The 20,221-nt window shown below is 64.7% G+C and carries 24 protein-coding genes and 2 pseudogenes; 7 read left to right on the top strand and 19 right to left on the bottom strand.

Annotated elements, in window-relative coordinates:
- Nucleotides 1–15 precede the first annotated feature (15 nt).
- The 4 genes from GLP40_RS01860 to GLP40_RS33525 all read right to left on the bottom strand — a co-directional run bounded on the left by GLP40_RS01860 (nucleotide 16) and on the right by GLP40_RS33525 (nucleotide 3,736).
- On the bottom strand, nucleotides 16–513 hold the full coding sequence (locus tag GLP40_RS01860; RefSeq protein WP_154786035.1) for a YbaB/EbfC family nucleoid-associated protein: 498 nt from the start codon (nucleotides 511–513) through the stop codon (nucleotides 16–18).
- Nucleotides 510–836, bottom strand: coding sequence for a hypothetical protein (locus GLP40_RS01855; protein WP_154786034.1), 327 nt, complete (start codon nucleotides 834–836; stop codon nucleotides 510–512). Before GLP40_RS01855 ends, GLP40_RS01860 begins: the two co-directional genes overlap by 4 nt.
- Nucleotides 837–944: 108 nt before the next feature.
- Entirely contained in the window at nucleotides 945–1,739 is a 795-nt protein-coding gene (locus tag GLP40_RS01850) for an ESX secretion-associated protein EspG (protein WP_154786033.1), read from the bottom strand.
- Nucleotides 1,736–3,736: a hypothetical protein gene (locus GLP40_RS33525; protein ID WP_230329143.1), complete on the bottom strand. Its 2,001-nt coding sequence runs from the start codon at nucleotides 3,734–3,736 to the stop codon at nucleotides 1,736–1,738. The genes GLP40_RS01850 and GLP40_RS33525 overlap by 4 nt, the downstream gene beginning before the upstream one ends.
- A 156-nt stretch (nucleotides 3,737–3,892) precedes the next feature.
- Here GLP40_RS33525 and dtd point away from each other — a divergent pair, with 156 nt between their 5' ends.
- Both dtd and GLP40_RS01835 read left to right on the top strand, forming a co-directional pair.
- Nucleotides 3,893–4,336, top strand: coding sequence for a D-aminoacyl-tRNA deacylase (gene dtd, locus GLP40_RS01840; RefSeq protein WP_154786349.1), 444 nt, complete (start codon nucleotides 3,893–3,895; stop codon nucleotides 4,334–4,336).
- Between the two features lie 36 nt (nucleotides 4,337–4,372).
- Nucleotides 4,373–4,972 carry an AAA family ATPase gene (locus GLP40_RS01835; protein ID WP_154786032.1) on the top strand — a complete coding sequence of 200 codons (600 nt, stop codon included), beginning with the start codon at nucleotides 4,373–4,375 and terminating at the stop codon, nucleotides 4,970–4,972.
- Nucleotides 4,973–5,058: 86 nt separating this feature from the next.
- Here GLP40_RS01835 and map read toward each other — a convergent pair whose 3' ends face one another.
- From map to rpsH, 9 genes are all read right to left on the bottom strand, one after another.
- Entirely contained in the window at nucleotides 5,059–5,859 is an 801-nt protein-coding gene (map, locus tag GLP40_RS01830; protein WP_154786031.1) for a type I methionyl aminopeptidase, read from the bottom strand.
- On the bottom strand, nucleotides 5,860–6,405 hold the full coding sequence (locus GLP40_RS01825) for an adenylate kinase (protein ID WP_328289567.1): 546 nt from the start codon (nucleotides 6,403–6,405) through the stop codon (nucleotides 5,860–5,862).
- Entirely contained in the window at nucleotides 6,402–7,724 is a 1,323-nt protein-coding gene (gene secY / locus GLP40_RS01820) for a preprotein translocase subunit SecY (RefSeq protein ID WP_328289566.1), read from the bottom strand. Before secY ends, GLP40_RS01825 begins: the two co-directional genes overlap by 4 nt.
- A gap of 155 nt (nucleotides 7,725–7,879) precedes the next feature.
- Complete coding sequence (gene rplO, locus GLP40_RS01815) at nucleotides 7,880–8,323, bottom strand: 50S ribosomal protein L15 (protein ID WP_154786030.1); 444 nt, start codon at nucleotides 8,321–8,323, stop codon at nucleotides 7,880–7,882.
- Between the two features lie 2 nt (nucleotides 8,324–8,325).
- A complete protein-coding gene (rpmD, locus tag GLP40_RS01810; RefSeq protein WP_154786029.1) occupies nucleotides 8,326–8,505 on the bottom strand; it encodes a 50S ribosomal protein L30 in 180 nt (59 codons plus the stop codon).
- A 1-nt stretch (nucleotide 8,506) separates the two neighbouring features.
- A complete protein-coding gene (gene rpsE, locus GLP40_RS01805; RefSeq protein ID WP_154786028.1) occupies nucleotides 8,507–9,145 on the bottom strand; it encodes a 30S ribosomal protein S5 in 639 nt (212 codons plus the stop codon).
- Nucleotides 9,146–9,176: 31 nt separating this feature from the next.
- The gene (gene rplR, locus GLP40_RS01800) at nucleotides 9,177–9,584 is read right to left on the bottom strand and encodes a 50S ribosomal protein L18 (RefSeq protein WP_154786027.1); all 408 of its coding nucleotides are present in this window, start codon (nucleotides 9,582–9,584) and stop codon (nucleotides 9,177–9,179) included.
- 3 nt (nucleotides 9,585–9,587) lie between these two features.
- Nucleotides 9,588–10,127 carry a 50S ribosomal protein L6 gene (gene rplF, locus GLP40_RS01795; RefSeq protein WP_154786026.1) on the bottom strand — a complete coding sequence of 180 codons (540 nt, stop codon included), beginning with the start codon at nucleotides 10,125–10,127 and terminating at the stop codon, nucleotides 9,588–9,590.
- Between the two features lie 14 nt (nucleotides 10,128–10,141).
- Nucleotides 10,142–10,540 (bottom strand): 30S ribosomal protein S8, encoded by a 399-nt coding sequence (rpsH, locus tag GLP40_RS01790; protein ID WP_154786025.1) that lies wholly within the window; start codon nucleotides 10,538–10,540, stop codon nucleotides 10,142–10,144.
- Nucleotides 10,541–10,911: 371 nt separating this feature from the next.
- Between rpsH and GLP40_RS01785 the strand changes: the two genes are divergently transcribed.
- Both GLP40_RS01785 and GLP40_RS01780 read left to right on the top strand, forming a co-directional pair.
- On the top strand, nucleotides 10,912–12,420 hold the full coding sequence (locus GLP40_RS01785) for a plasmid pRiA4b ORF-3 family protein (protein WP_154786024.1): 1,509 nt from the start codon (nucleotides 10,912–10,914) through the stop codon (nucleotides 12,418–12,420).
- A 224-nt stretch (nucleotides 12,421–12,644) separates the two neighbouring features.
- On the top strand, nucleotides 12,645–13,445 hold the full coding sequence (locus GLP40_RS01780; protein WP_154786023.1) for an alpha/beta fold hydrolase: 801 nt from the start codon (nucleotides 12,645–12,647) through the stop codon (nucleotides 13,443–13,445).
- Here the strand turns inward: GLP40_RS01780 and GLP40_RS01775 are convergent, their stop codons facing one another.
- The 4 genes from GLP40_RS01775 to GLP40_RS01760 all read right to left on the bottom strand — a co-directional run bounded on the left by GLP40_RS01775 (nucleotide 13,446) and on the right by GLP40_RS01760 (nucleotide 16,388).
- Entirely contained in the window at nucleotides 13,446–14,180 is a 735-nt protein-coding gene (locus GLP40_RS01775; RefSeq protein ID WP_154786022.1) for a helix-turn-helix transcriptional regulator, read from the bottom strand.
- 256 nt (nucleotides 14,181–14,436) lie between these two features.
- Nucleotides 14,437–15,216: an LppU/SCO3897 family protein gene (locus GLP40_RS01770; protein WP_154786021.1), complete on the bottom strand. Its 780-nt coding sequence runs from the start codon at nucleotides 15,214–15,216 to the stop codon at nucleotides 14,437–14,439.
- 81 nt (nucleotides 15,217–15,297) lie between these two features.
- A complete protein-coding gene (locus tag GLP40_RS01765; protein ID WP_328289565.1) occupies nucleotides 15,298–15,492 on the bottom strand; it encodes a DUF397 domain-containing protein in 195 nt (64 codons plus the stop codon).
- Complete coding sequence (locus GLP40_RS01760) at nucleotides 15,489–16,388, bottom strand: helix-turn-helix domain-containing protein (RefSeq protein WP_154786020.1); 900 nt, start codon at nucleotides 16,386–16,388, stop codon at nucleotides 15,489–15,491. Before GLP40_RS01760 ends, GLP40_RS01765 begins: the two co-directional genes overlap by 4 nt.
- Before the next feature lie 1,145 nt (nucleotides 16,389–17,533).
- Here GLP40_RS01760 and GLP40_RS01755 point away from each other — a divergent pair.
- Nucleotides 17,534–18,022, top strand: a complete 489-nt coding sequence (locus GLP40_RS01755) for a hypothetical protein (protein ID WP_154786019.1) — start codon at nucleotides 17,534–17,536, stop codon at nucleotides 18,020–18,022.
- Nucleotides 18,023–18,238: 216 nt separating this feature from the next.
- Here the strand turns inward: GLP40_RS01755 and GLP40_RS01750 are convergent, their stop codons facing one another.
- Entirely contained in the window at nucleotides 18,239–18,790 is a 552-nt protein-coding gene (locus tag GLP40_RS01750) for a sugar O-acetyltransferase (RefSeq protein ID WP_154786018.1), read from the bottom strand.
- Nucleotides 18,791–18,928: 138 nt separating this feature from the next.
- On the opposite strand from GLP40_RS01750, the pseudogene GLP40_RS01745 reads away from it, so the two are divergent.
- Nucleotides 18,929–19,193: pseudogene (locus GLP40_RS01745) on the top strand (transposase); the annotation flags it as partial.
- Between the two features lie 69 nt (nucleotides 19,194–19,262).
- On the opposite strand, the gene GLP40_RS01740 reads toward GLP40_RS01745, so the two are convergent.
- Nucleotides 19,263–19,715: a lectin gene (locus tag GLP40_RS01740; protein ID WP_154786017.1), complete on the bottom strand. Its 453-nt coding sequence runs from the start codon at nucleotides 19,713–19,715 to the stop codon at nucleotides 19,263–19,265.
- 293 nt (nucleotides 19,716–20,008) lie between these two features.
- On the opposite strand from GLP40_RS01740, the pseudogene GLP40_RS34995 reads away from it, so the two are divergent.
- Nucleotides 20,009–20,137 (top strand): annotated as a pseudogene (locus tag GLP40_RS34995) (helix-turn-helix domain-containing protein); the annotation flags it as partial.
- Nucleotides 20,138–20,221 lie beyond the last annotated feature (84 nt).

Genomic DNA, 20,221 nt, shown 5'->3' with positions numbered 1-20,221 from the left:
CCCGACGCCGTCGTATCACCATCCGGAGTCGGTGGCCCCGCCCCGCCGCGGCTGCGCCGCCTCGGCATGGGTGTCCCCGTCGCGGTAACCGTCCAGGCGCTCGGACGATTTCGGCGGCGCGGTAGACACCACCGGCGGCGCCGGAATCGCGAGTTCCTTGCTCAGATCGGGCATTCCAGGCACCAGGTCGGCGAGCTTGGGCAGCCGATCGCGGTTGCGCGACACCGGCGCCATGATCTCCCGACCGCGGCGCGCCACCTCGGCGGCGGCCTGCTGCGCGGCCTCGGTGACAGCCCGAGCGATCTCCGAATAGTCGAGATCCTCGATGTCGGAGGAGAACTTGGTCTCGATTACGGTGCCATCCGCGTTCACCGTCACCGTCACCCGCTTGCGCACGGTCGCGGACGCGGTCAACGCCGCGCGCTCACGCTGCAACTGGGTGATCAGGCGCATCTGCTGACCGAAGCCGTCGAGGATCTCGGCCAGTTCGGCCTTCTGACGTTCGTTGGTCATTGCGCGGCCTGCTGGAATCCCTGGCGGTTGGCCTCTTCGGTGCGCTCCAGCTCGTCGGCCGAGTCCTTCTGCGACTGGGAGAAATTCGCGAACGTCCCGGCCATGTTGCTCGCGCCCTCGAGGATGTTCTTCTTGCTGGCCAGATAGCCCTGGTCGCCATTGGCGAACTGATTGCCGAGCGAGTCGTTGCCCCAGGGGGTGCCGAGGGAGTCGGCCTGGGCGGTAAAGGTGTTCACCACCCCGTTGATGCCATCGCGAACTTCACCGGTTTTTTCGGAGGCCTTCACCAACAAGTCCCGATAGGACTCCAACCGACCACTCATGACAAGGACCCTTTCATTCCCCGGCAACTTCTCAGTTGCCGGAATATGAACGGAGAGTGCTGATCCGGGTGGACGCGGCGGCCCCGCCGCGGCGTCCATCTCCGTCGATCACACGAATTCCTGCTGCTCCCCGCGAGATTCCATGTGCATCAGAATCTGCGCGATGGCGCCGTCGATGTGCTCGGCGAACCGACGGCTGTCCACGCCGACCGCGGACTTCGCCTCCGGATCGAGATCGATCAGATAGCGTCCGTCCCCCGGCAGATCCCGCCACACCAGGGTGGAAACCGCGACGCCGCGCGGTCCGTACTTGGAGCGGCCCTGCAGAATCCGCATCGCCCCGGTCTGATCGGCCGGGGTCGACAGGAACCGCAGACTGCGGCTGTCGACGGACTCCTCGAAGCTGTCGAAGGCCGAAGCACGCGGTGCCTCATAGGGATCCGGGGCCGACGGCTCCGTGGCGATCGGGATCGGGGCCGACCCCCCGGCCTCGACCTCGGGGAGTTGCGCGACCAGCAGCCGCGCCAGCTCCTCCGGCTCGCAATCGATCATGGTGACGCCGCCGCTGTGCATCGTCGTCTCGCCCGGATGCTGAATGAGCAGGCAGGCGCGGCGACCCCGCCGCGCCCCGTGCACCATCACATGCTTGGCCGGATTCTCGATGTCCGCGTCGTGCCAGCCGTGCACACCCACGAAAACCTCTGGGTTGCACACGGCTTCGAATACCGCACGGAACTCGGCGTCGAGCCGCAGGTCGAGCTCCACCTCGGCGCCCAAGAGCTGACGCCGGTATTCGTCGGCGTCCATGGTCCGGCTCGTGTACGTCAGCGGCGAGGGAATCGCGCCCTGCCGATACCGGTTGCACAGCACCTTGAACTCGAGATCGGTGAACTCCCAGGTCATGCCTCGACCACCGGGTTGCCTTCGGCGACACCCTCGAGCGTCTGCCCGAGACCCCGGATGAAGTCGACCTGCTCCGGCGCGGGATCCGCGGCGGCGGTCGCGGTCGTGGTGACCGGCACGGCGTCCGCAGGCGCCGCCGAGACGCCCACCAGCGGTTGGGCCTGGTCGACATCGAGACCCGCGAGCCCGCCGAACAGGTTGGTCAGACCCGCCAACGGTGAATTGGTCACCGCCGCAGCGGGAATGCCCGTCGCCACCCCGACCGTGGGCGGGATGGCAGCGCCGCCCACGGGCGTGGTGTCGCCCGGCAGCCCCGCTGTCGGCGTGGGCGTCTGCGGAGCGTCACCGGACAGACCCAGCAGCTGCGACAGCTGCGCCACCTTCGACGGATCCTGCTCGATCGCGCTGAACGCCGTGGTCAGCTTGTCCTCCGGCACGCCAAGCGCGGTGGCCAGGGTCGACAGATCGGTCGACTGCATCGCCTGGAGCTGCTGCAGGATGGACGGAAGCTGTTGTGACACTGCCGAAATGCCGTTGCTGGCGCCGCTGATCAGGGAGCTCAGCAGGCTGGTGAGCTGCGACATGTCCGAGCCGCCGGAGCTGGTGCCGGTCGAGGTGTTCTGCGGCTGCGACTGATTCGGGTAGCTCTGGTTGGGGTTGGTGCCGTTCGGATTGGTTCCGTTGGGGTTGGTGCCGTTCGGATTGGTTCCGTTGGGGTTCGTCCCGTTCGGATTCGTCCCGTTGGGGTTCGAGCCGTTCGGGGTCTGATTCTTCACGTCCTTGAGCGGCGGCACATTGGCCGTCGGGGTTCCGCCGCCCGCGTTCGGAGTGCCGCCGCCCGCGTTCGGAGTGCCGCCACCCGCGTTCGGAGTGCCGCCACCGGTGTTCTTCGGGTCCGGGTTGGCATTCGGGTTCGGGTTGTCGCTCGGATTCGGGTTGGGATTCGGATTCGGGTTGGGATTGGGGTTCGGATTCGGATTGGGGTTCGGGTTGGGGTCGGGATTCGGCTTCGGCTTGTCGACGGGCGCCGGAACCGGCACCGAGGGCGTCGATTGCGACGTGTGGGTCACGCCGTCGGCGTAGTGGTCCTGGTACTGGCCTCGGTAATAGTCCAACTGCCCCTGCTTGTCGCAGTCCCACGGCTGGCTCGGGCCCTCGGTCGGCATGCTCGCCTGGGTCTGGATCATCCAGCGGTTGGTGTAGCGCATGACCTGGGAGGCGTTGTCCATGGTGTCGATCAGCGGCTGAATGCTGTTGCAATAGCTGGTCACCGCGCCCTGCGCGGCATTCGCACCATCGCTACGCCATTTGCTCTGCAACGCCTGAATCTTGTTGTTGAAGTCGCTGAGGCTGGTATCCACCTTGTCCTTCAGCAGCTTGTACAGCTCGTAGGCGTTGTTGTACGGATCGGGCTTCATGTCCTGCCCGAGGTTGTACAGCTGCTCCCAGCTCATCGAGTCCTTGGGCTCGGGTCGAACGGAGTAGGACTCCTTGCCGCCCTTGTAGTTCTTCAGGCTGTCCGGGTAGCTGTCGTCCGCCGAATCGTCGTAACTGCTGGGCGACTTCTTGTTCGGGATGTCGATGTTCAGGTTAGTGGCGTTGTCCGGCGCAGTGGTGTGCAGGTATCGCAGGTTGTCCGCCGACATATGGTCGGTGTTGACGTAGGCCCGCCCCGCCGCGTTGAACGTGTCGATCATGTCGCGCAGAATCGCGATATGCGTGGTGAGCGCATCCGACATGTGCGTGCCGATCCCATTGAGATAGGTGGCCAGGGTCCCGCCAGAGTCCAGATTGCCGATCGGGCCGATATTCGTCAGATGCCCGTCGATGAGCTGCTGGTAATACAGCAGATCGCCAACGAGAGTGGCCGCGGCCTGCGCCCCCTGCTCGGCCGCCCCCGGCTCGAATTCCAGGTGGCCGGAATTCGCTTGATCGAGCAGCGTCGGCCAGGCCGTCTGGTCCTTGTCCTTGTACTTATCTTTGTTATCAGGTGCCATCGCTAACTACTGTCGCTCCGCCCGTTGCCAGCTGTAGATGCCAGCACAGCCTACTGTCGTGAACTCCCGATGGCGCACAAGGAAATTCGGGGCATGCGCGGCTGCCCCAGGGTAGCCAAGCCAGCGCGGCTCGGCCATCTGGGAAGATCGATGATCATGCGAGTACTGGTGCAGCGTGTGACATCGGCTCAGGTGACGGTCGACGGCGAGGTGGTCGGACGGATCGATCCGGCCGCGCACGGCGCGCCCCACGGGCTGGTGGCCTTGGTCGGCGTCACCCACACCGACACCGAGGCCACCGCGAAAGCGCTGGCCGACAAACTGTTCCGATTGCGGATTCTGGACGGGGAGCGCTCCGCCGCCGACCTGTCCGCGCCCATTCTGGTGATCAGCCAATTCACTCTCTACGCCGATACCACGAAGGGCCGTCGCCCATCGTGGAACGCCGCAGCTCCCGGGCCGGTCGCGGAACCGCTGGTCGATACGTTCGCCGCCGCGCTGCGCGCACTCGGGGCGATGGTCGCCACCGGACGGTTCGGGGCGCATATGCATGTCGAGCTCGTCAACGACGGCCCCGTCACCATCCTGCTCGAAAGCTGACCAGGGACAACGACGCCCGCGACTAGGGTGGCGGGCATGCTGCTGTGGATCAATGGGCCCTTCGGCGGAGGGAAGACGCACACCGCGTTCGAGTTGCATCGGCGGCTGCCCGGAAGCCTGGTATGCGATCCCGAGGAGGTCGGGTTCGGGCTGCATCGGGTTATCCCCAAGGAGCTTCGACCCGACTTCCAGGACCTACCGGCCTGGCGACAGGGCGTCTTCGAGACACTCGATCTGGTGTTGAGCAAGCACGGCGGGCCGGTGATCGCGCCGATGACGGTGGTCGAGCCGGTCTACTTCGCGGAAACAGTCGGGCGGCTGCGCGAAAAGGGTCACGACGTACGGCATTTCGCGCTCATGGCGCGTCCGGAGACGGTGGTGCGGCGGCTGCGGGAACGGGCGCTCGGCGGGCTGCGGCACGAGAGCTTCGCCATCGATCGGGTGGATCATTGCCTGAGTGCCCTGAATCGACCGGAATTCGCCGAACACATCCACACCGATGAACTCTCGCTGCGCGAGGTCGCCGACCACATCGCCGCCGCCTCCGGCCTTACCCTGACCCCGAACACCGACGGCAGACTCCGCATCGAGCTACGGCGGATCCTGGTGGGGGTCAGGCATATTCGACTGTTCTGAATCCAGCTGTCAGTGGCTGCAGCCGGACCGAACGACTCACGCCCATTCCAGCGGGCCGGAATGGGCGTGATCGATTGGGGCGGAGCTTACTCCGGGCGCAGGGTCAGAATGCGCGGGCCGTTCTCGGTGACCGCGACCGTGTGCTCCCAGTGGGCGGCACGGGTGCCGTCGTCGGTGACGACGGTCCAATGGTCGTCCAGCTCATAGGTTTCCGTGGTGCCGAGGGTGAGCATGGGCTCGATGGCCAGGACCGAGCCCACGCGCAGCTCGGGACCCTTGCCGGGCGCGCCCTCGTTGGGAAGGAACGGGTCCATGTGCATCTCGCGGCCGATGGCGTGGCCGCCGTAGCCGGAGACGATGCCGTACTTGCGGCCGTGCTCCTTCTCGGCGGCGTAGGTGCCCTGCTCGATGGCATGCGAGACATCCGAGAGACGGTTGCCGGGAAGCATGGCCGCGATGCCCGCCTCCATCGCCAGCCGGGTCGCCTCGCTGAGCAGGCGATCCGCCTCGATGATGGTGCCGACGCCGAAGGTCCACGCCGAGTCGCCGTGCCAGCCGTCGAGGATGGCGCCGCAGTCGATGGACACCAGATCGCCCTCGGCCAGCACCTCGTCCTTGGACGGGATGCCGTGCACCACACGGTCGTTCACCGACGAGCAGATGGAGCCCGGGAAACCGTGATAGCCCTTGAACGACGGGATCGCGCCCGCCTCACGAATCACCTGTTCGGCGACCTCGTCCAGCTCCCAGGTGGAGACGCCGGGCTTGGCGGCGGCGCGCACCGCCACCAGCGCGCGGCCGACGACGGCGCCGGCCGCCGCCATGGCGTCCAGTTCACCGGCGGTCCGGAAGGGCACCACCCGCTTGCTCTTACGGCCGAAGACCATTCAGCGACCTAGGGCCTTCAGCGTCCGCTCGTTGACCTCGGCGATATCGCCGATGCCCTCGACCGAGACGACCTGGCCGTCATAGTGCTCCAGCAGCGGCTCGGTCTCCTCGCGGTAGACGCGCATGCGGTTGCGGATGACCTCTTCGGTGTCGTCGCCGCGTCCGCGGGCCAGCATGCGCTCGACCACCACGTCCTCGTCGACCACGAAGGAGATGACGGCGTCGAGTTCCTTGCCCGACTCCTTGAGCATCTTCTCCAGCGCCTCGGCCTGATCCACGGTGCGCGGGTAGCCGTCGAGGATGAAGCCGTTGACGGCGTCCGGCTCGGCGATGCGGGCCTCGACCATGCGGTTGGTCACGTCCGACGGGACCAGGTTGCCGGCGTCGAGGTACTGCTGCGCCTCACGGCCCAGCGGAGTCTGCTCCGCGATGTTGGTGCGGAAGAGGTTCCCGGTGGAGATGTGCGGAACACCGAGCTTTTCCGACAACAGTTCGGCCTGGGTGCCTTTGCCGGCACCGGGCGGTCCGAGCAGTACGAGTCTCACTTCAGGAACCCTTCGTAGTTTCGGTTCATCAACTGGCTCTCGATCTGTTTCACCGTATCGAGGCCGACGCTCACAATGATCAGCACCGAGGTACCGCCGAACGGCAGGCTCGACATGCCGCCTCCGCCGGAGCCGATGCCCAGCAGCAGATTCGGCAGCACAGCAACAGCACCGAGGTACAACGAGCCGGGCAGGGTGATCCGGCTCAGGACGAAGTTCAGGTAATCGGCGGTCGGCCGGCCAGGGCGGTAGCCCGGAATGAAGCCGCCGAACTTCTTCATCTCGTCCGCGCGCTCCTCCGGATTGAAGGTGATCGCGACATAGAAGTAGGTGAAGAACACGATCAGGGCGAAGTAGATCCCCACATAGACCGGGTTCGTCGGGTTGACCAGATACTTCTGGATCAACTCCTGCCACTTGGCGGGGTTGCCCGAGCTCTTCTGGGTCAACTGCGCCACCAGGTTCGGCAGATACAGCAGCGAGGACGCGAAGATGACCGGGATTACGCCCGCCTGGTTCACCTTCAACGGCAGATAGGTCGAGGACCCGCCGTACATCTTCCGGCCGACCACGCGCTTGGCGTACTGCACCGGAATCCGGCGCTGACCCTGCTCGACGAAGATGACGCCGATGATGACGACCAGGGCGGCGACACCGACCAGGATGGTGGTGATCAAGCCGCGGCTGTCGTAGATCTGCTTGCCCTGCGACGGCACTCGCGCCGCGATACCCGCGAAGATCAGCAGCGACATGCCGTTGCCGATGCCGCGCTCGGTGATCTGCTCGCCGAACCACATGACCAGGGCCGCGCCCGCGGTCATGACCAGCACGATGATGATCATGCCGAAGATCGAGGTGTCGTCGAGAATGTCCTTCTGGCAGCCACGCAGCAGCTGACCGCGGGAGGCGAGCGCGACCAGACCGGTCGACTGCAGCACGGCCAGCGCGATCGACAGATACCGCGTGTACTGGGTCATCTTGTTCTGACCCGACTGGCCTTCTTTGCGCAGTTCCTCGAACCGCGGAATGACGACGGTCAGCAGCTGGATGATGATGCTCGCCGTGATGTACGGCATGATGCCGATCGCGAACACGGACAGCTGGAGCAGCGCGCCGCCGGAGAAGAGGTTGATCAGCTGGTAGATGCCGGCGTCATTACCGCCGTTGACCAGATTGATGCATTCTTGAACGTTCTTGTAGCTCACGCCCGGCGAGGGCAGCGACGCACCGAGCCGGTAGAGCGCGATCAGTCCCAGCGTGAAGAGAATCTTCCGCCGTAAGTCCGGGGTCCGGAAAGCCGACACGAAGGCGGAAAGCACAGATCCTCCTGGCTAACGACATGGGTCAGGCCACGGATTCAGCGATTTGGGAACGCCGTACCCATGACGGTGTTGGCAGACAACACTTGAACTTTAACAGCGGCACCGGGCGAGCTCGCGACTCACCCGGTGCCCACTGCTATTTCAGGTTACCGTCAGGCCAGCTCGGTGGCGCTGCCACCCGCTGCGGCGATCTTCTCCTTGGCGGAGCCGGAGAACTTATCGGCCGAGACCGCAACGGCCACAGCGATTTCGCCCTCGCCGAGCACCTTCACGAGCTCGTTCTTGCGAACGAGGCCCTTGGCGACCAGCTCGGCCTTGCCGATGGTGCCGCCCTCGGGGAACACGCGGGCGATGTCACCGACGTTCACGACCTGGTACTCGGTGCGGAACGGGTTGGTGAAGCCCTTGAGCTTGGGCAGACGCATGTGAATCGGCATCTGACCGCCCTCGAAGCGGACCGGGACGTTCTTGCGAGCCTTCGTACCCTTGGTACCGCGGCCCGCGGTCTTGCCCTTGGAGCCCTCACCGCGACCCACACGGGTCTTCTCGGTCTTGGCACCCGGGGCAGGACGCAGGTGGTGCAACTTGATGGTCATGCTTAGACCTCCTCAACCTGAACGAGGTGGCGCACGACGTTGATCAGGCCGCGGTTCTGCGCGTTGTCATCACGCACCACGGACTTGCGGATACCGCGCAGCCCGAGGGTGCGAAGCGACTCCCGCTGATTCGCCTTGGCGCCGATGCTGGACTTGACCTGGGTCACTTTCAGCTGTGCCATATCAGACTCCCTGTCCCGCGCGTGCACGCAGCATGCCGGCCGGGGCGACGTCCTCGAGCGGCAGACCACGGCGAGCGGCGACCTCTTCCGGACGCTGCAGCTGCTTGAGCGCAGCCACGGTGGCGTGCACGACGTTGATGGCGTTGTCGCTACCCAGCGACTTGGCCAGAACATCATGGATGCCGGCGCATTCCAGCACGGCACGGCACGCACCACCGGCGATCACACCGGTACCGGGCGAAGCCGGACGCAGCATGACGACACCGGCGGCCGCCTCACCCTGAACCGGGTGGGTGACGGTGGAGCCGATCATGGGAACGCGGAAGAAGTTCTTGCGAGCCTCTTCGACGCCCTTCTGGATGGCCGCGGGAACTTCCTTGGCCTTGCCGTAGCCGACGCCGACCAGACCGTTGCCGTCACCGACGATCACGAGGGCGGTGAAGCTGAAGCGACGACCACCCTTCACGACCTTGGAGACGCGGTTGATCGCGACGACGCGCTCGAGCTGGTTCTTCTCGGCGGCCTGTTCGCGACGGTCACCGCCGCGGCGGTCGCGACCGCCACCACGCTGATCGCGCTCGCTGCCACCATTCTGTCCGGCGGGACCGTTTCCGCCGTCACGCCGCTGACGTCCCGGCATCAGACGTTCCTTCCATTCGCAGTGTTGATCATCAGAACTTCAGCCCACCTTCACGGGCGGCATCGGCGAGGGCCGCGATCCGGCCGTGGTAGTCGTGACCACCACGGTCGAACACGACCGCCTCGACGCCGGCGGCCTTGGCGCGGGCGGCGAGCAGCTCGCCGACCTTCGCGCCCTTGGCGGACTTGTCACCCTCGAGCGCACGCACATCGGCCTCGATGGTCGACGCGGCGGCAATGGTCTTGCCGGCGGAGTCGTCGATCAGCTGAGCGTGAATGTGGCGCGAGGAGCGGTTGACCACCAGGCGCGGACGCTCAGTGGTGCCGACGACCTTCTTGCGCAGACGGAAGTGACGACGCGCCTTGGACAGGCGGCGCGCGGTCGAAACGTCCTTACCGATCGGCTTGCGAGCGGCCTTCTGCTTTTCGGTTTGTGCCATGGCTTACTTACCCGTCTTTCCGACCTTGCGGCGAACGACCTCGCCGGCGTAGCGGATGCCCTTACCCTTGTACGGATCGGGCTTACGCAGGCCGTGGATCACCGCGGCGATCTGGCCGACCTTCTGCTTATCGATGCCGGACACCGAGAACTTGGTCGGGGATTCCACCGCGAAGGTGATGCCCTCGGGCGCGTCGACCGGAACCGGGTGGCTGTAGCCGAGGGCGAACTCGAGGTTCGAGCCCTTGGCCTGCACGCGGTAACCGACGCCGAAGATTTCCATCTTCTTCTCGTAGCCCTGCGTCACACCGATGATCATGTTGTTGATCAGGGTGCGGGTCAGGCCGTGCAGCGAGCGGTTCTGGCGCTCGTCGTTGGGACGAATCACCTCCAGCTCACCGGACTCGGCCTTGGCGACGGTGATCGGCTCAGCGACCACGTGCGACAGGGTGCCCTTGGAACCCTTCACCGTGATGTTCTGGCCGTCGATGGTCACCTCGACGCCGGCGGGAACCGGGATCGGCTTCTTACCGATACGCGACATTGTTCCTACCTCCCTTACCAGACGTAGGCGAGGACTTCGCCGCCCACGCCCTGCTGCTTGGCCTGACGGTCAGTGAGCAGACCCGAGGACGTGGAGATGATCGCCACGCCCAGGCCGCCGAGCACCTTGGGCAGGTTGGTGGACTTCGCGTAAACCCGCAGACCCGGCTTCGACACGCGGCGCACACCCTGCAGGGAGCGCTCACGCGAGGGGCCGTACTTCAGGTCGACGATCAGGGTCTTGCCGACCTGCGCATCTTCGGTGCGGTAGTCGGCGATGTAGCCCTCGCGCTTGAGGATCTCGGCGATGTTCGCCTTGAGCTTCGAGTGGGGAGCCTTCACCTGATCGTGGTACGCCGAGTTGGCGTTGCGCAGACGGGTCAAGAAGTCTGCGATCGGATCAGTCATGGTCATGTGATTGACCGTTACCTTTCTCGCCGCGGTTCCCATTCAGCACCGTCAGAGATCGGCGGTCGTGGGCCTACGACAATTCGGGGCGGTCCAGCCGGGGATGCCCGACCGGAGAAAACGCTTGCGCCCGGGCAGAGGCCACACACGCGCGGGGCGCGTGTGGACACAGGGGTGCCCGAGCAACCGGTCTAGTGTAGACAAGGGCTGATCAGCGACCAAATCGGGGCAATGACGACCGACCTGTCGTTGTCGGTGCACAGCCGGGAAGGAAGGACGCCGTGAGTGTCGCCCACGTGCACGGCTTCGGGCCGTACACGGTCTACGACCTCGACGCCGGCTACTGCACGGCGGCAATCTGACGTACTCTGCGGGCCATGACCGGCCAGGGCCCGCTCCACGACATGCTCGCCCAACTGCCTGCTGAGCAGGCGAAGAAGCTGGTCGACACGTTGACGGCATCGGGCCCTCAGTTCTTCGAACGCCCGGCCGTGCCGTCGCGGCGACGGGGGCGGCGGGCCGAGTCGGTCACCTACCGGGTGCGGGCCGCGTTGGACGACACCGCGCCACAGGTGTGGCGGCGACTGGAGTTGTTCTCGGGGCTCTATCTCGACCAGGTGCACGATGTGCTGCAGGCCGTCTTCGACTGGGACGATGCTCACCTGCACCAATTCGGCAGTGGCCCAGAGTATTACGATCGGCGGACCGAATACTATCTGTGCCCGTTTCAGGTCGAGGAGGGGGAAGCCGGCGTCCCCGAGGAGCGCGTCCGGCTGGATGAGGTGCTGGTCGATATCGGCGATAAGTTGTTCTACTGCTACGACTTCGGCGATGACTGGCACGTGACGCTCACCGTGGAGGCCGTGCTGGCGCACGAGGCGGCAGCCCCGCTCGCGATCTGTGTGGACGGTGCGGGCCCGCATCCGCTGGAGGATTGCGGTGGCACCTTCGGGTTGGCGCAGTTGGTGGCGGCGAATGACGCGGCACACCCGGAGCATGCGCGGACGATCGCCGAGTTCGCGGAATACTACGGTGATACGGAGATTCCGTCGGTTCGCGAGTTCTCTGCCGCCGAGGTCAACGAAACGCTGTCCAGTCTGGAACTGAGCGCGGAACCGAACCGGCCGATCGACCCCCACAATGCTTCGGACGCAGCGCTTTCCGACGTGATGCGCGATGTCGTCAGCACACTGCGTTATCTCCCGCCCCGCCGACGCCGGACGTTGCAGAGCCTCATCGATCGCGCCGGACTGGATACTCGGCTTCCGGTCGATCCGTCCGTTGCGGCGGCGGCCACTACGCCGTATCGAACGCTGCTCGATCTGATCGGCCGCAGCGGAGTCACACTGACGAGCGCGGGCTATCTTCCGCCCAGTGTGGTCACCGCGGTCTACACCGAGCTGGGCATGGACCGGGATTGGATCGGCAAGGGCAATCGGGAAGACCAGACGGCCCCGGTGCTCCTGCTGCGCGAGTCCGCCCAACGCCTGGGCCTGCTCTTCAAGCGCAACGGCAAGCTCCGGCCGACGCGGGTGGGCATGGCACTGGCAGCAGACCCGGTCGCGCTGTGGCAACACCTCGCCCAGCGCACCGCCGCCGAAGCCGCGCGGGTCGAAGACGTGGCCGCCCAGCTGTTCCTCGTCACCGTGGCGGCGGGCCTCACCGACACTGTCGAACCCACCCTGCTCGAGCTGCTGCAGCCGATGTCCCTACTGCCGACCGATACCCTCACCATCGCCCACCTGCGAAGCCGCTCGTTCGAGCGAACCATCGACCCCTTCGACCGAATGAACATGCGGCACTATGACATCCACCGCATGGGATTCCAATACAACGCCGAGGCAGCGCAGTTCGCGCGCACCGTGCTGGTCGCCCCCGCCGACTGATCCGCCGCAGTCCTGTCTCGGACCGGCGGCACGCGACGCGGACGACTTCAAAGCGCTGAATCCGTTACCGACCGTCGTACCGGTTCGACCAACCACACCGAAGCGCCTGCCAGCAGAAGCGACCAATCCCGCGCCAGCGTGCCATACCCGTTGCGATCCGGCTAATCTGGCGGCTCAGCACACGAATTCGAGGATATGGCAAGGGGGTTGGGCCGGTGCCCTCCGTGACCACCGATGACGGGATCAAGATCCACTACCTGGATACCGAGACCGACGGCCCGGCTCTGATGCTGGGGCACGGGTTCTTCATGGATGCCGAGATGTGGCTCCCACAGCTGGAAGAGCTGGCCGACCACTATCGCGTCATCGCTGTGGACGCACGCGGTCACGGCCGCACCGAGGATTCCGGGAACCCGTTCACCTACTGGGATCTCGCCTGGGACGCCTGGAAGGTCGCCGATGCGCTCGGCCTGGATCGCCTGGTGCTCGGCGGCCTCTCACAGGGCGGTTTCACCGCCCTGCGGATGGCGCTGCTCCAGCCCGATCGCACGCGCGCGCTGGTGCTGATCGGCACCACCGCCGCCGCCTATACCGAGCAGGAGCGGGAAGGCTACGAGCGGGTCATTGTCAAGAGCTGGGTCGGGGGTGCGGTGCCGATCGACGACATCGCGCTGCCGATGGCCGCGGTCATGATCGGGGGCGACCGCGACAGTCACCAGCGCCCGTGGGTGGAGAAGTGGCGGGCGAGCGACCGCGGCCGGCTCGCACAGGCCGCCCGCTGCCTCATCGACCGCGAGGACCTGACGGAATTGCTGGCGGAGATCAAGGCGCCCGCGCTGCTGCTGCGCGGCATCGGCGACCAGGCGTTCAGCCATCAGCACATGTCCGATCTCGCCGCGGGATTGGGCGGTCCGGCGCGGGTGAAGACCATCTCCGCCGACACGGCCACCCATATCTGTAACCTCACCCACCCTGAGCTGGTGACCCCCGAGATCAGGGAATTCCTGGACAGCCTCCCGGCCTGATCAGTCCCCGTCGCCCGGCAGGAAGCCGATGACCAGCCAACCCGACGCCGCCGGAATGAGAGAATCCCGCTGCACGATCATCGTTCTGGTGTGCGGCGACCAGATCCGGCGGTCGACGTCGGGCCGACGGACATAGACGGCACCGGAATCCCAGAGCCGGCGAAAATCACCGCTACTCGCCATCAGCTCTCGAACGATCTCGCCGGTGACACCGCCGCCGGGTACGACCGCGGAGTAGTGACGCAACAGTCCCGTCATGACCGTGGCCTCGAACTGCCAGCCCGGCAAGACCATCTTGGCGCGCGGATCTCCGAACATCCAGTGCGGCAACGATTTCGCCTCGGCCAGTCCCGGAAACAACTGACGGTATCGATCGTTCGCCGCGACAATGGTCCAATCCACCATCCACGCTGCCGGAATCGACGTGAGCTGGTCGAGCAGCGCCGCCATATCAGCGGCCGAGGCAACCTCACCGAGGCCTAGATCGGGCCGTCCCGCCAGCGCCCGCAGATGCGCCCGCTCATGCTCGTCGTCGCAGACCGCTTCGGCGAGCACGGATAGCGCCCGATCGCCGACGCTGACCTTATCGCCCTGCTCGAGCTTCTGCACCGTGCCGATCCCGATATGCGCGTGCTGTGCCAACTCCCGTTGCGTCCACCCGCGCCGGTGCCGCAGCCGCTTCACGAACGCGGCGAGCGTCGGCATCTCGACTTCGACGACCTCGCCGAATTGCATCTGTGAACCCTTTGCGCGCGTGAGAGATTCGGACTACCCCGCAATGGGGGTAGAGCGCCAGAGGCTACCACCAGGTTGGGACAGTCCGAGATCTTGCTCGACCGATCACCGCGTTGACAGGATTTATTCCCGGCGAGGCCCTGGCCGCGACGTGGAGGGGAGGGTCAGGTCTTCGCCCTCACTCGAACCACGGGCCGCGGCGGAGCGACAACCCCCAGAATGCCCATACTCCGTACCGAGATCATGTCGCATTGTGTCAGTGGGCAGAGCCGAGGCAGAAGACATTTGGCATGATCTGGCCGGGGCGCTGGTAGGTGTAGGAGGCGATGGATCCGGAGACCCTGTCGCACAGGGATTTGTCGAGTTGGGAGCTCAGGATCTTGTAGTCCGCGTCGGGGCTGGAGCAAGGGGTGAGTTCGACGTCGTTCGCACCGGACTTCTTCAGGCAATCGCCGACCTTGGCGTTGTCGATCGTGCGTGTCGGATCCGAATCCTTTGCGATCAAGCAGAATACGATGCCCGTGCCGAGTGCGTTGATACCCTTCTTGGACTTCAGGATGTAGCTGTAGGTCGTCTGGGTACCCGCGACCTTCTTGCAATCCGCTTCCGGCATGAAACCGGTGGTGGCGATACGGTCCAGGACGCGGTAGACGGCGGTCCGGTCCCGGCAATCCGCCTTCTGCACAGTGCTGCCGCTGGTATCGGTGAGGCAGTCGCCCTTCTGCGCGGCGTTCACGGCATGCGCGGTGTCCGCGCCCTTGATCCCCACGCACACGGAACCGTCTCCCCTGTCGTAGTACACGTATTCGGTGCCCGCGACATCCACGCACTTGTCGTGCGCCTTGCCGCTTCCGGCCCGTTCGAGGACGACGAACCCGGCATCCGAACCAGAGCACGACACCTTGGCGAAACTCTCGTCGCCGTCCTTCTTCAGACAATCCCCCTGCTGCAGAGCATTCGAGCTACCGCCGATCAGCCCACACCCGCTGGTGAACAAGGCCAACAACAGCGCCGAAACCGCCGCCACCCAACGCATCCGGAACCCTCCCCGTAACCACCCATTTCGGATGAGCCGTCACGGTAGCGTGCAGGACGCGGCGACGACCAATCGAGCGGCTCAGCGCTTCCAGATGCCGCTGGTGAGGAAGGTGTCCCACTGGCGAGCGGTGAACCACAACTCCGGTCCCCGTCCATGGTCCTTGGTGTCCCGCACCCCGACACGGTCGTCACCGAGGAATATCTCGACACACTCGTTGGCTTGAGGTGACCGGCTCGATTTGAACCACTTGCCCATCGGCGGTTTCACGGTCACGCCGAATACTCCTTCGCCGTCCTCAGCACCAGATCCCTGGTGTCTTCTTCACTTAACGCTACCGCCTGGATACCCGATATCGCCTGTCTGTAGCGATCGATCACGTCGTCCCGCTCGAGGTAGAGCGCGCCTTCAGCACCCTCGACATAGACAACAGGAGGTTCGACCAATCTGCTTGCCATGGGCGGAAATTCGAGAAGTGTGAACGAGAGGACAACGTGCCCCTGGTAGGTACCGACGTTATGGCGGACAACCCGGATCGAAACATTCGGACGCTCACTTATCTCGGCGAGATGGCGCAGTTGTTCGACCAGCACACGCGAGCCACCGGGCTGATGCAGCAAGACAGATTCAGACAGTAGCGCAACAAGATTCAGATCATCATCGATGAGGCGCTCTTGCCGACGGGCGGCCAACTCGAGCAGGCGTTCAGCATCGACTGCGGACAGCCCGGGGACGAAGGTGTGGATGAGAGCCCGGCGATACTCCGGTACCTGCAGGATGCCCGGCATGAGAACCAGCTGGTGGGATGTCATGCGCGTCGCCGCTGCTTCGAGACGGAGGTAGTGATCGAAGTACGTTTTGTACACATCGCTGTACCCCTGCCACCACCCCTTGTTCGTTCCCTGCACTTTGGCCAATTTGTCCTGCCGCTTCACCACTTCCCACATCTCGAGCGCTTCTTTGCGGTCAGCAGGCGTCACCTGATAGAGGTCGAGCAGCCTCTCGATCTGCGGTGTCGAAACCTTGGACGGCAGGCCATCCTCGAGCCTCAGGATCGTTGGCGGCGAGACATCTATTGCCAGACCGGCAGTCAACATACTTTTCTGCGCTCGCTCGCGCAGCACACGGAGAAAGCGACCGAACGCCCTTCTGGGGATGGTAGATCCAGCCATTTCGTTACTCTCGCTATCTGGGTTGATACGCGATGAAACGTTCCGCAATGCAATTCCAGCTTATTTCACAGAGGTTCGCCCGTGTGCGTTTCACGAGAACGGATCCCGGTGTCTACTAGGCGATAGCACCAGGCGAGGACAGCGCGCATCCGAGCCGACACCAAATCCGGTCCCGCGAACACCATCGACAAGGAGATGGTCGTAATGCCCTTGGATACATGGTCGTTGCTCTTGATTGCCCTGTCATGCGTACTCCTCGTAGCAACCGTCCACTGGGGAGTCTCCGACAACTACTCGCGAACCCCGCCCGCGCCGAATGAGGCGCTCCTCGTCGCGGGCGGCCACCACCTCCCTCGCGTCCCCCTGCACAACCGCCACCGCCGACACGGCCGCCACCGCGCCAACTGACGACATGTTCTCCGCCGTCTCGCACTACAGAATCCCCACAACCCGCCAGCTGACCTCCTTGGAAGTCCGAGCGCTCCTCCAACGCCACGCGCACTGCACCCCAGGCCACGGCCACACCACCCACAACTGCAGCGCCCGCACCCAACTGCTCGAAATCCGCGACGACCAAGGCTGGTCACGGACCCTTCCCATCCCCACCCCCATCCGCCTCGCCTCCCCCGCCTTCCAGGAGCCGACCATGACCAACCCGTTCGCCTACGTCCCTTCGTCCGAAGGCCCGAAATCCCCTGCCCAGAAGGACAAACCGTCAACCGCATCGGCCGAAACCGAGATCGCACCTCCGATGGAGGCACACGCCGACCGACACCAGTCTCGAGTAGCCGCAAACCGCGCGGTTCGAATCGGCCAGACCGGGCGCGACCGGTAGCGAGACCGACTGCGGCCCAGGACATCCTCTTGTGCCGATGAGCGCGTCGATCGTGGGCGGGATTTCAGATTGCCGGTGTCCGAGCTGATACGACGTTGTCGGCTCCTCGTCCGGGGATCAGCTGCCGCACGAAGAACCCCCGGTGGCCGGGTCCTCGACACCACCCATCGACAGTGTCAACACCCCCGTTGGCCGGGTGATCGTCCAGTCGATGGCGATATCTGAAATCTCACCAATTCACATACTTGGGGCGTTAGTGTTCGGTGTCCTCGCGACGGCGCGAGGGAAGCAGCGGGAGGGACCCTTGACCATGAGCCTGGTATTGAAGCGAATCGGCTGGGCCGCACAGGGATTGGTGGCCGCGAGCGTGGCGGTGAGCCTGACGGCGGCGCCCGCGTCGGCAGAATCGCCGCTGACGATCCAAGGCGATCCAGCACAATTGCAGGTGGGGACGACCTATTACCTGTGGGATCCCTTTCGCGACGATCCGAGCATCGCGTACGGGGGCCCGCTCGGTCCATACGTCGGTTCCTCCGGGTACGGGACGACGATCTACTTCTACGACAACGGGCAGTGCGTCGGTTACTACCCGATCATGACTTCCGAAGAAACCGTCGCGTCGACCAGTTGGATCCCAATCGCCGCTGGAGTACATACCCTGCAGGCCAAGCGGGGCTCGGACACCAAGACCTTGACCGTCACTGTCCAACCTGCCCCCAGCGGTACGCCGACCCCGCCGCCTTCTCAGGCCGGCTGTGGGGGCGGCGGCTCCATTCCCGCCGGCAGCTTCGGATCCTGAGCCGGGCAGCCCCAAGCATGAAAACCCTTGGGGCACTGTAGGGCCTGGACGGCATGGGTTCCAACCGTATCGGATGCACTGTATTGCCACATACCGCGCTGACCGAACCGGCCAGCGCGGGGCATTGGAAAATCAACTGGCCGCGGCGATCCGAGGCCGGACGAACGCACCGTAATGCCGAGTTGAGTGCGAAGTGCGGCGACAGCCAGGACCCTCCTAGAGCTTTCGGATGATCCTGGAAGGATTTCCCGCAGCGAAGACCTGCGCGCGAAGGTCTTTCGCGCTGCCGGCACCGACGACTGTATTCGAGCCGATCGTGACACCGGGGCAGACGATGACGCCGCAGCCCAGCCACACGTTGTCGCCGATGGCGATCGGAGTTGCTGTCTCCCAGCGCTGACGGCGCAGTTCATGGTCATCCATCGGATGCAGGGCGGTCAGCAACTGCGCACGCGGACCGATAGATACATCATCGCCGATGACGACGGGAGCACAGTCCATCACGATCACGTCGTAGTTCAGGAAACTGTTGCGGCCCACCCTGATCAGATGGCCGTAGTCACACTGGAAGCTCGGCATGATCCACGAAGACTCGCCGATAGTGCCGAGCAACTCCGCGAGGATCCCACGGCGCTCGGAATCCTCGCCTGATCGAGTCGCGTTGAATCGGTCCAGCAACATCTGACACGCACGGCGCTCAGCCACCAGCTCCGGATCGTTGTCCCGATACAACTCGCCCCGAAGCATCCGCGCTTTGTCCATCCCCATGACACGATCCTGCCCGAACCCCCAACACCGACTACCTGAATACCGGCCCCTGCCAGTCCGGAACCCCAAGTAGGGCGCTGCGCGTTCTCATCAGGGATGTCGGACCAGCCGATGTGCGGGGCCTGCTGGCACCGCTTGCGGGGAAACGGCTGGACCTTGCCCGAAGCCGGGGGTGATCAGACGCCGAATGGGATGCAGAGGTTCTGAGCAAGGCGGCGTGGGACGTCGACGGAGTCCGCGATGAGGTGCGCGGGCGTATGCCGTCGAGCACCTGGGCGATGCGGACGGTGTGCTGGTTGTCGACGAGACCGGGTTCCTGAAGAAGGGTGTGGAATCTACTGGGGTGCAATGGCAATACTCGGGAACGGCCGGTCGGGTAGCGAATTGTCAGCTCGGTGTGTTCTGTCCGTAAGAAGAAGTAGCGAGAGACCCAGGACATCCCAGGTCTCTCGCTACTGCTGGCGGGGTACTGTCAGGGCCAGACCTGGCTGGGCCGGCCGTTGCACGGGTAGACGACCACGGGAGCCGGGTCCGGGTTGCCATTCTGAATGTCGAGGCACATGCCGTCGAAGTAGCTACGGATCTGCAAGCCGTCTCGGTACCAGGACTGGTTGGCTTGACCATTGCAGTAGTAGCTGACAACCGGTGCGCCCGCACTGGTGTTGCCACTCTGGATATCTAGGCAGAAATCGTTCATTCCGCTGCGAATCTGGGTGCCGTCCCAGTACCAGTCCTGATTGCTCTGGCCGTTGCAATAATAGGTGACCACCGACGCTGGGTTCGGATTGGCCCCTTGAATATCGAGACAGTAGCCATTCATTCCGCTGCGGATTTGCGTCCCGTCAGCGGAAGCGGTCGCCGACATCACCAAGGCGACGATCGCCATCACCAAGAACACGACAGACCTACGAATGCCATTCAGCATTTTAATATTCCCCCTAGATGGTTGCACTCCCCAATCGGCAACGCTGAGCGAGGTTAACACATCACTCAGCTCCCATCCACATGTTGCCGCAAGAATTTTCACCAACTAGTGCCTCGTCTCGGAAGGTTGAAGCGGTAACCACTGTCCGGGGTGGTGGGGCCGGTGACCGGTGATGCTGCCGGTGGAGGTGGTGCCGGTGGCTCGTAAGCCGGATTTGTTCGTCAGGGCCCTCACGCCGGAGGAAGGCCGCAAGCTCTGCTCAGATCGGGCGGCGTAGTAAGCAGCCGGTCCGGATGCGGCGGGCGATCGTGGTGATGGCTTCGGGCCAGCATCAGCCCGTGGGGCTGATCGCGAAGCTGATGCAAGTGTCGGAAGCGTATGTGCGGCAATTGATCCACGACTTCAACGACAAGGGCATGGACGCACTGGACCCAAAATGGAAAGGGGGCAGACCAGCGAAGACGGACCCGGCCACGCGTGACCGGATTTGTCAGATCGCGCTCCCG

The sequence above is a fragment of the Nocardia aurantiaca genome, assembly GCF_009708175.1.
In the GTDB taxonomy this organism is placed as follows: Bacteria; Actinomycetota; Actinomycetes; order Mycobacteriales; family Mycobacteriaceae; genus Nocardia; species Nocardia aurantiaca.
This window is presented reverse-complemented; position numbering and strand designations above follow the sequence as displayed.

What these genes read in the sequence shown, in the direction of transcription:
- rplR (WP_154786027.1), bottom strand. Translation starts at nt 9,584, where the DNA reads ATGGCACAAACCGAAAAGCAGAAGGCCGCTCGCAAGCCGATCGGTAAG.
- GLP40_RS01850 (WP_154786033.1), bottom strand. Translation starts at nt 1,739, where the DNA reads ATGACCTGGGAGTTCACCGATCTCGAGTTCAAGGTGCTGTGCAACCGG.
- GLP40_RS01855 (WP_154786034.1), bottom strand. Translation starts at nt 836, where the DNA reads ATGAGTGGTCGGTTGGAGTCCTATCGGGACTTGTTGGTGAAGGCCTCC.
- GLP40_RS01740 (WP_154786017.1), bottom strand. Translation starts at nt 19,715, where the DNA reads ATGCTGAATGGCATTCGTAGGTCTGTCGTGTTCTTGGTGATGGCGATC.
- rpsH (WP_154786025.1), bottom strand. Translation starts at nt 10,540, where the DNA reads ATGACCATGACTGATCCGATCGCAGACTTCTTGACCCGTCTGCGCAAC.
- GLP40_RS01775 (WP_154786022.1), bottom strand. Translation starts at nt 14,180, where the DNA reads ATGCAATTCGGCGAGGTCGTCGAAGTCGAGATGCCGACGCTCGCCGCG.
- GLP40_RS01860 (WP_154786035.1), bottom strand. Translation starts at nt 513, where the DNA reads ATGACCAACGAACGTCAGAAGGCCGAACTGGCCGAGATCCTCGACGGC.
- rplO (WP_154786030.1), bottom strand. Translation starts at nt 8,323, where the DNA reads ATGACCATCAAGTTGCACCACCTGCGTCCTGCCCCGGGTGCCAAGACC.
- map (WP_154786031.1), bottom strand. Translation starts at nt 5,859, where the DNA reads ATGGTCTTCGGCCGTAAGAGCAAGCGGGTGGTGCCCTTCCGGACCGCC.
- GLP40_RS01750 (WP_154786018.1), bottom strand. Translation starts at nt 18,790, where the DNA reads ATGGGGATGGACAAAGCGCGGATGCTTCGGGGCGAGTTGTATCGGGAC.
- GLP40_RS01755 (WP_154786019.1), top strand. Translation starts at nt 17,534, where the DNA reads ATGAGCCTGGTATTGAAGCGAATCGGCTGGGCCGCACAGGGATTGGTG.
- rpmD (WP_154786029.1), bottom strand. Translation starts at nt 8,505, where the DNA reads ATGGCACAGCTGAAAGTGACCCAGGTCAAGTCCAGCATCGGCGCCAAG.
- dtd (WP_154786349.1), top strand. Translation starts at nt 3,893, where the DNA reads ATGCGAGTACTGGTGCAGCGTGTGACATCGGCTCAGGTGACGGTCGAC.
- rpsE (WP_154786028.1), bottom strand. Translation starts at nt 9,145, where the DNA reads ATGCCGGGACGTCAGCGGCGTGACGGCGGAAACGGTCCCGCCGGACAG.
- rplF (WP_154786026.1), bottom strand. Translation starts at nt 10,127, where the DNA reads ATGTCGCGTATCGGTAAGAAGCCGATCCCGGTTCCCGCCGGCGTCGAG.
- GLP40_RS01760 (WP_154786020.1), bottom strand. Translation starts at nt 16,388, where the DNA reads ATGGCTGGATCTACCATCCCCAGAAGGGCGTTCGGTCGCTTTCTCCGT.
- GLP40_RS01770 (WP_154786021.1), bottom strand. Translation starts at nt 15,216, where the DNA reads ATGCGTTGGGTGGCGGCGGTTTCGGCGCTGTTGTTGGCCTTGTTCACC.
- GLP40_RS01785 (WP_154786024.1), top strand. Translation starts at nt 10,912, where the DNA reads ATGACCGGCCAGGGCCCGCTCCACGACATGCTCGCCCAACTGCCTGCT.
- GLP40_RS01835 (WP_154786032.1), top strand. Translation starts at nt 4,373, where the DNA reads ATGCTGCTGTGGATCAATGGGCCCTTCGGCGGAGGGAAGACGCACACC.
- GLP40_RS33525 (WP_230329143.1), bottom strand. Translation starts at nt 3,736, where the DNA reads ATGGCACCTGATAACAAAGATAAGTACAAGGACAAGGACCAGACGGCC.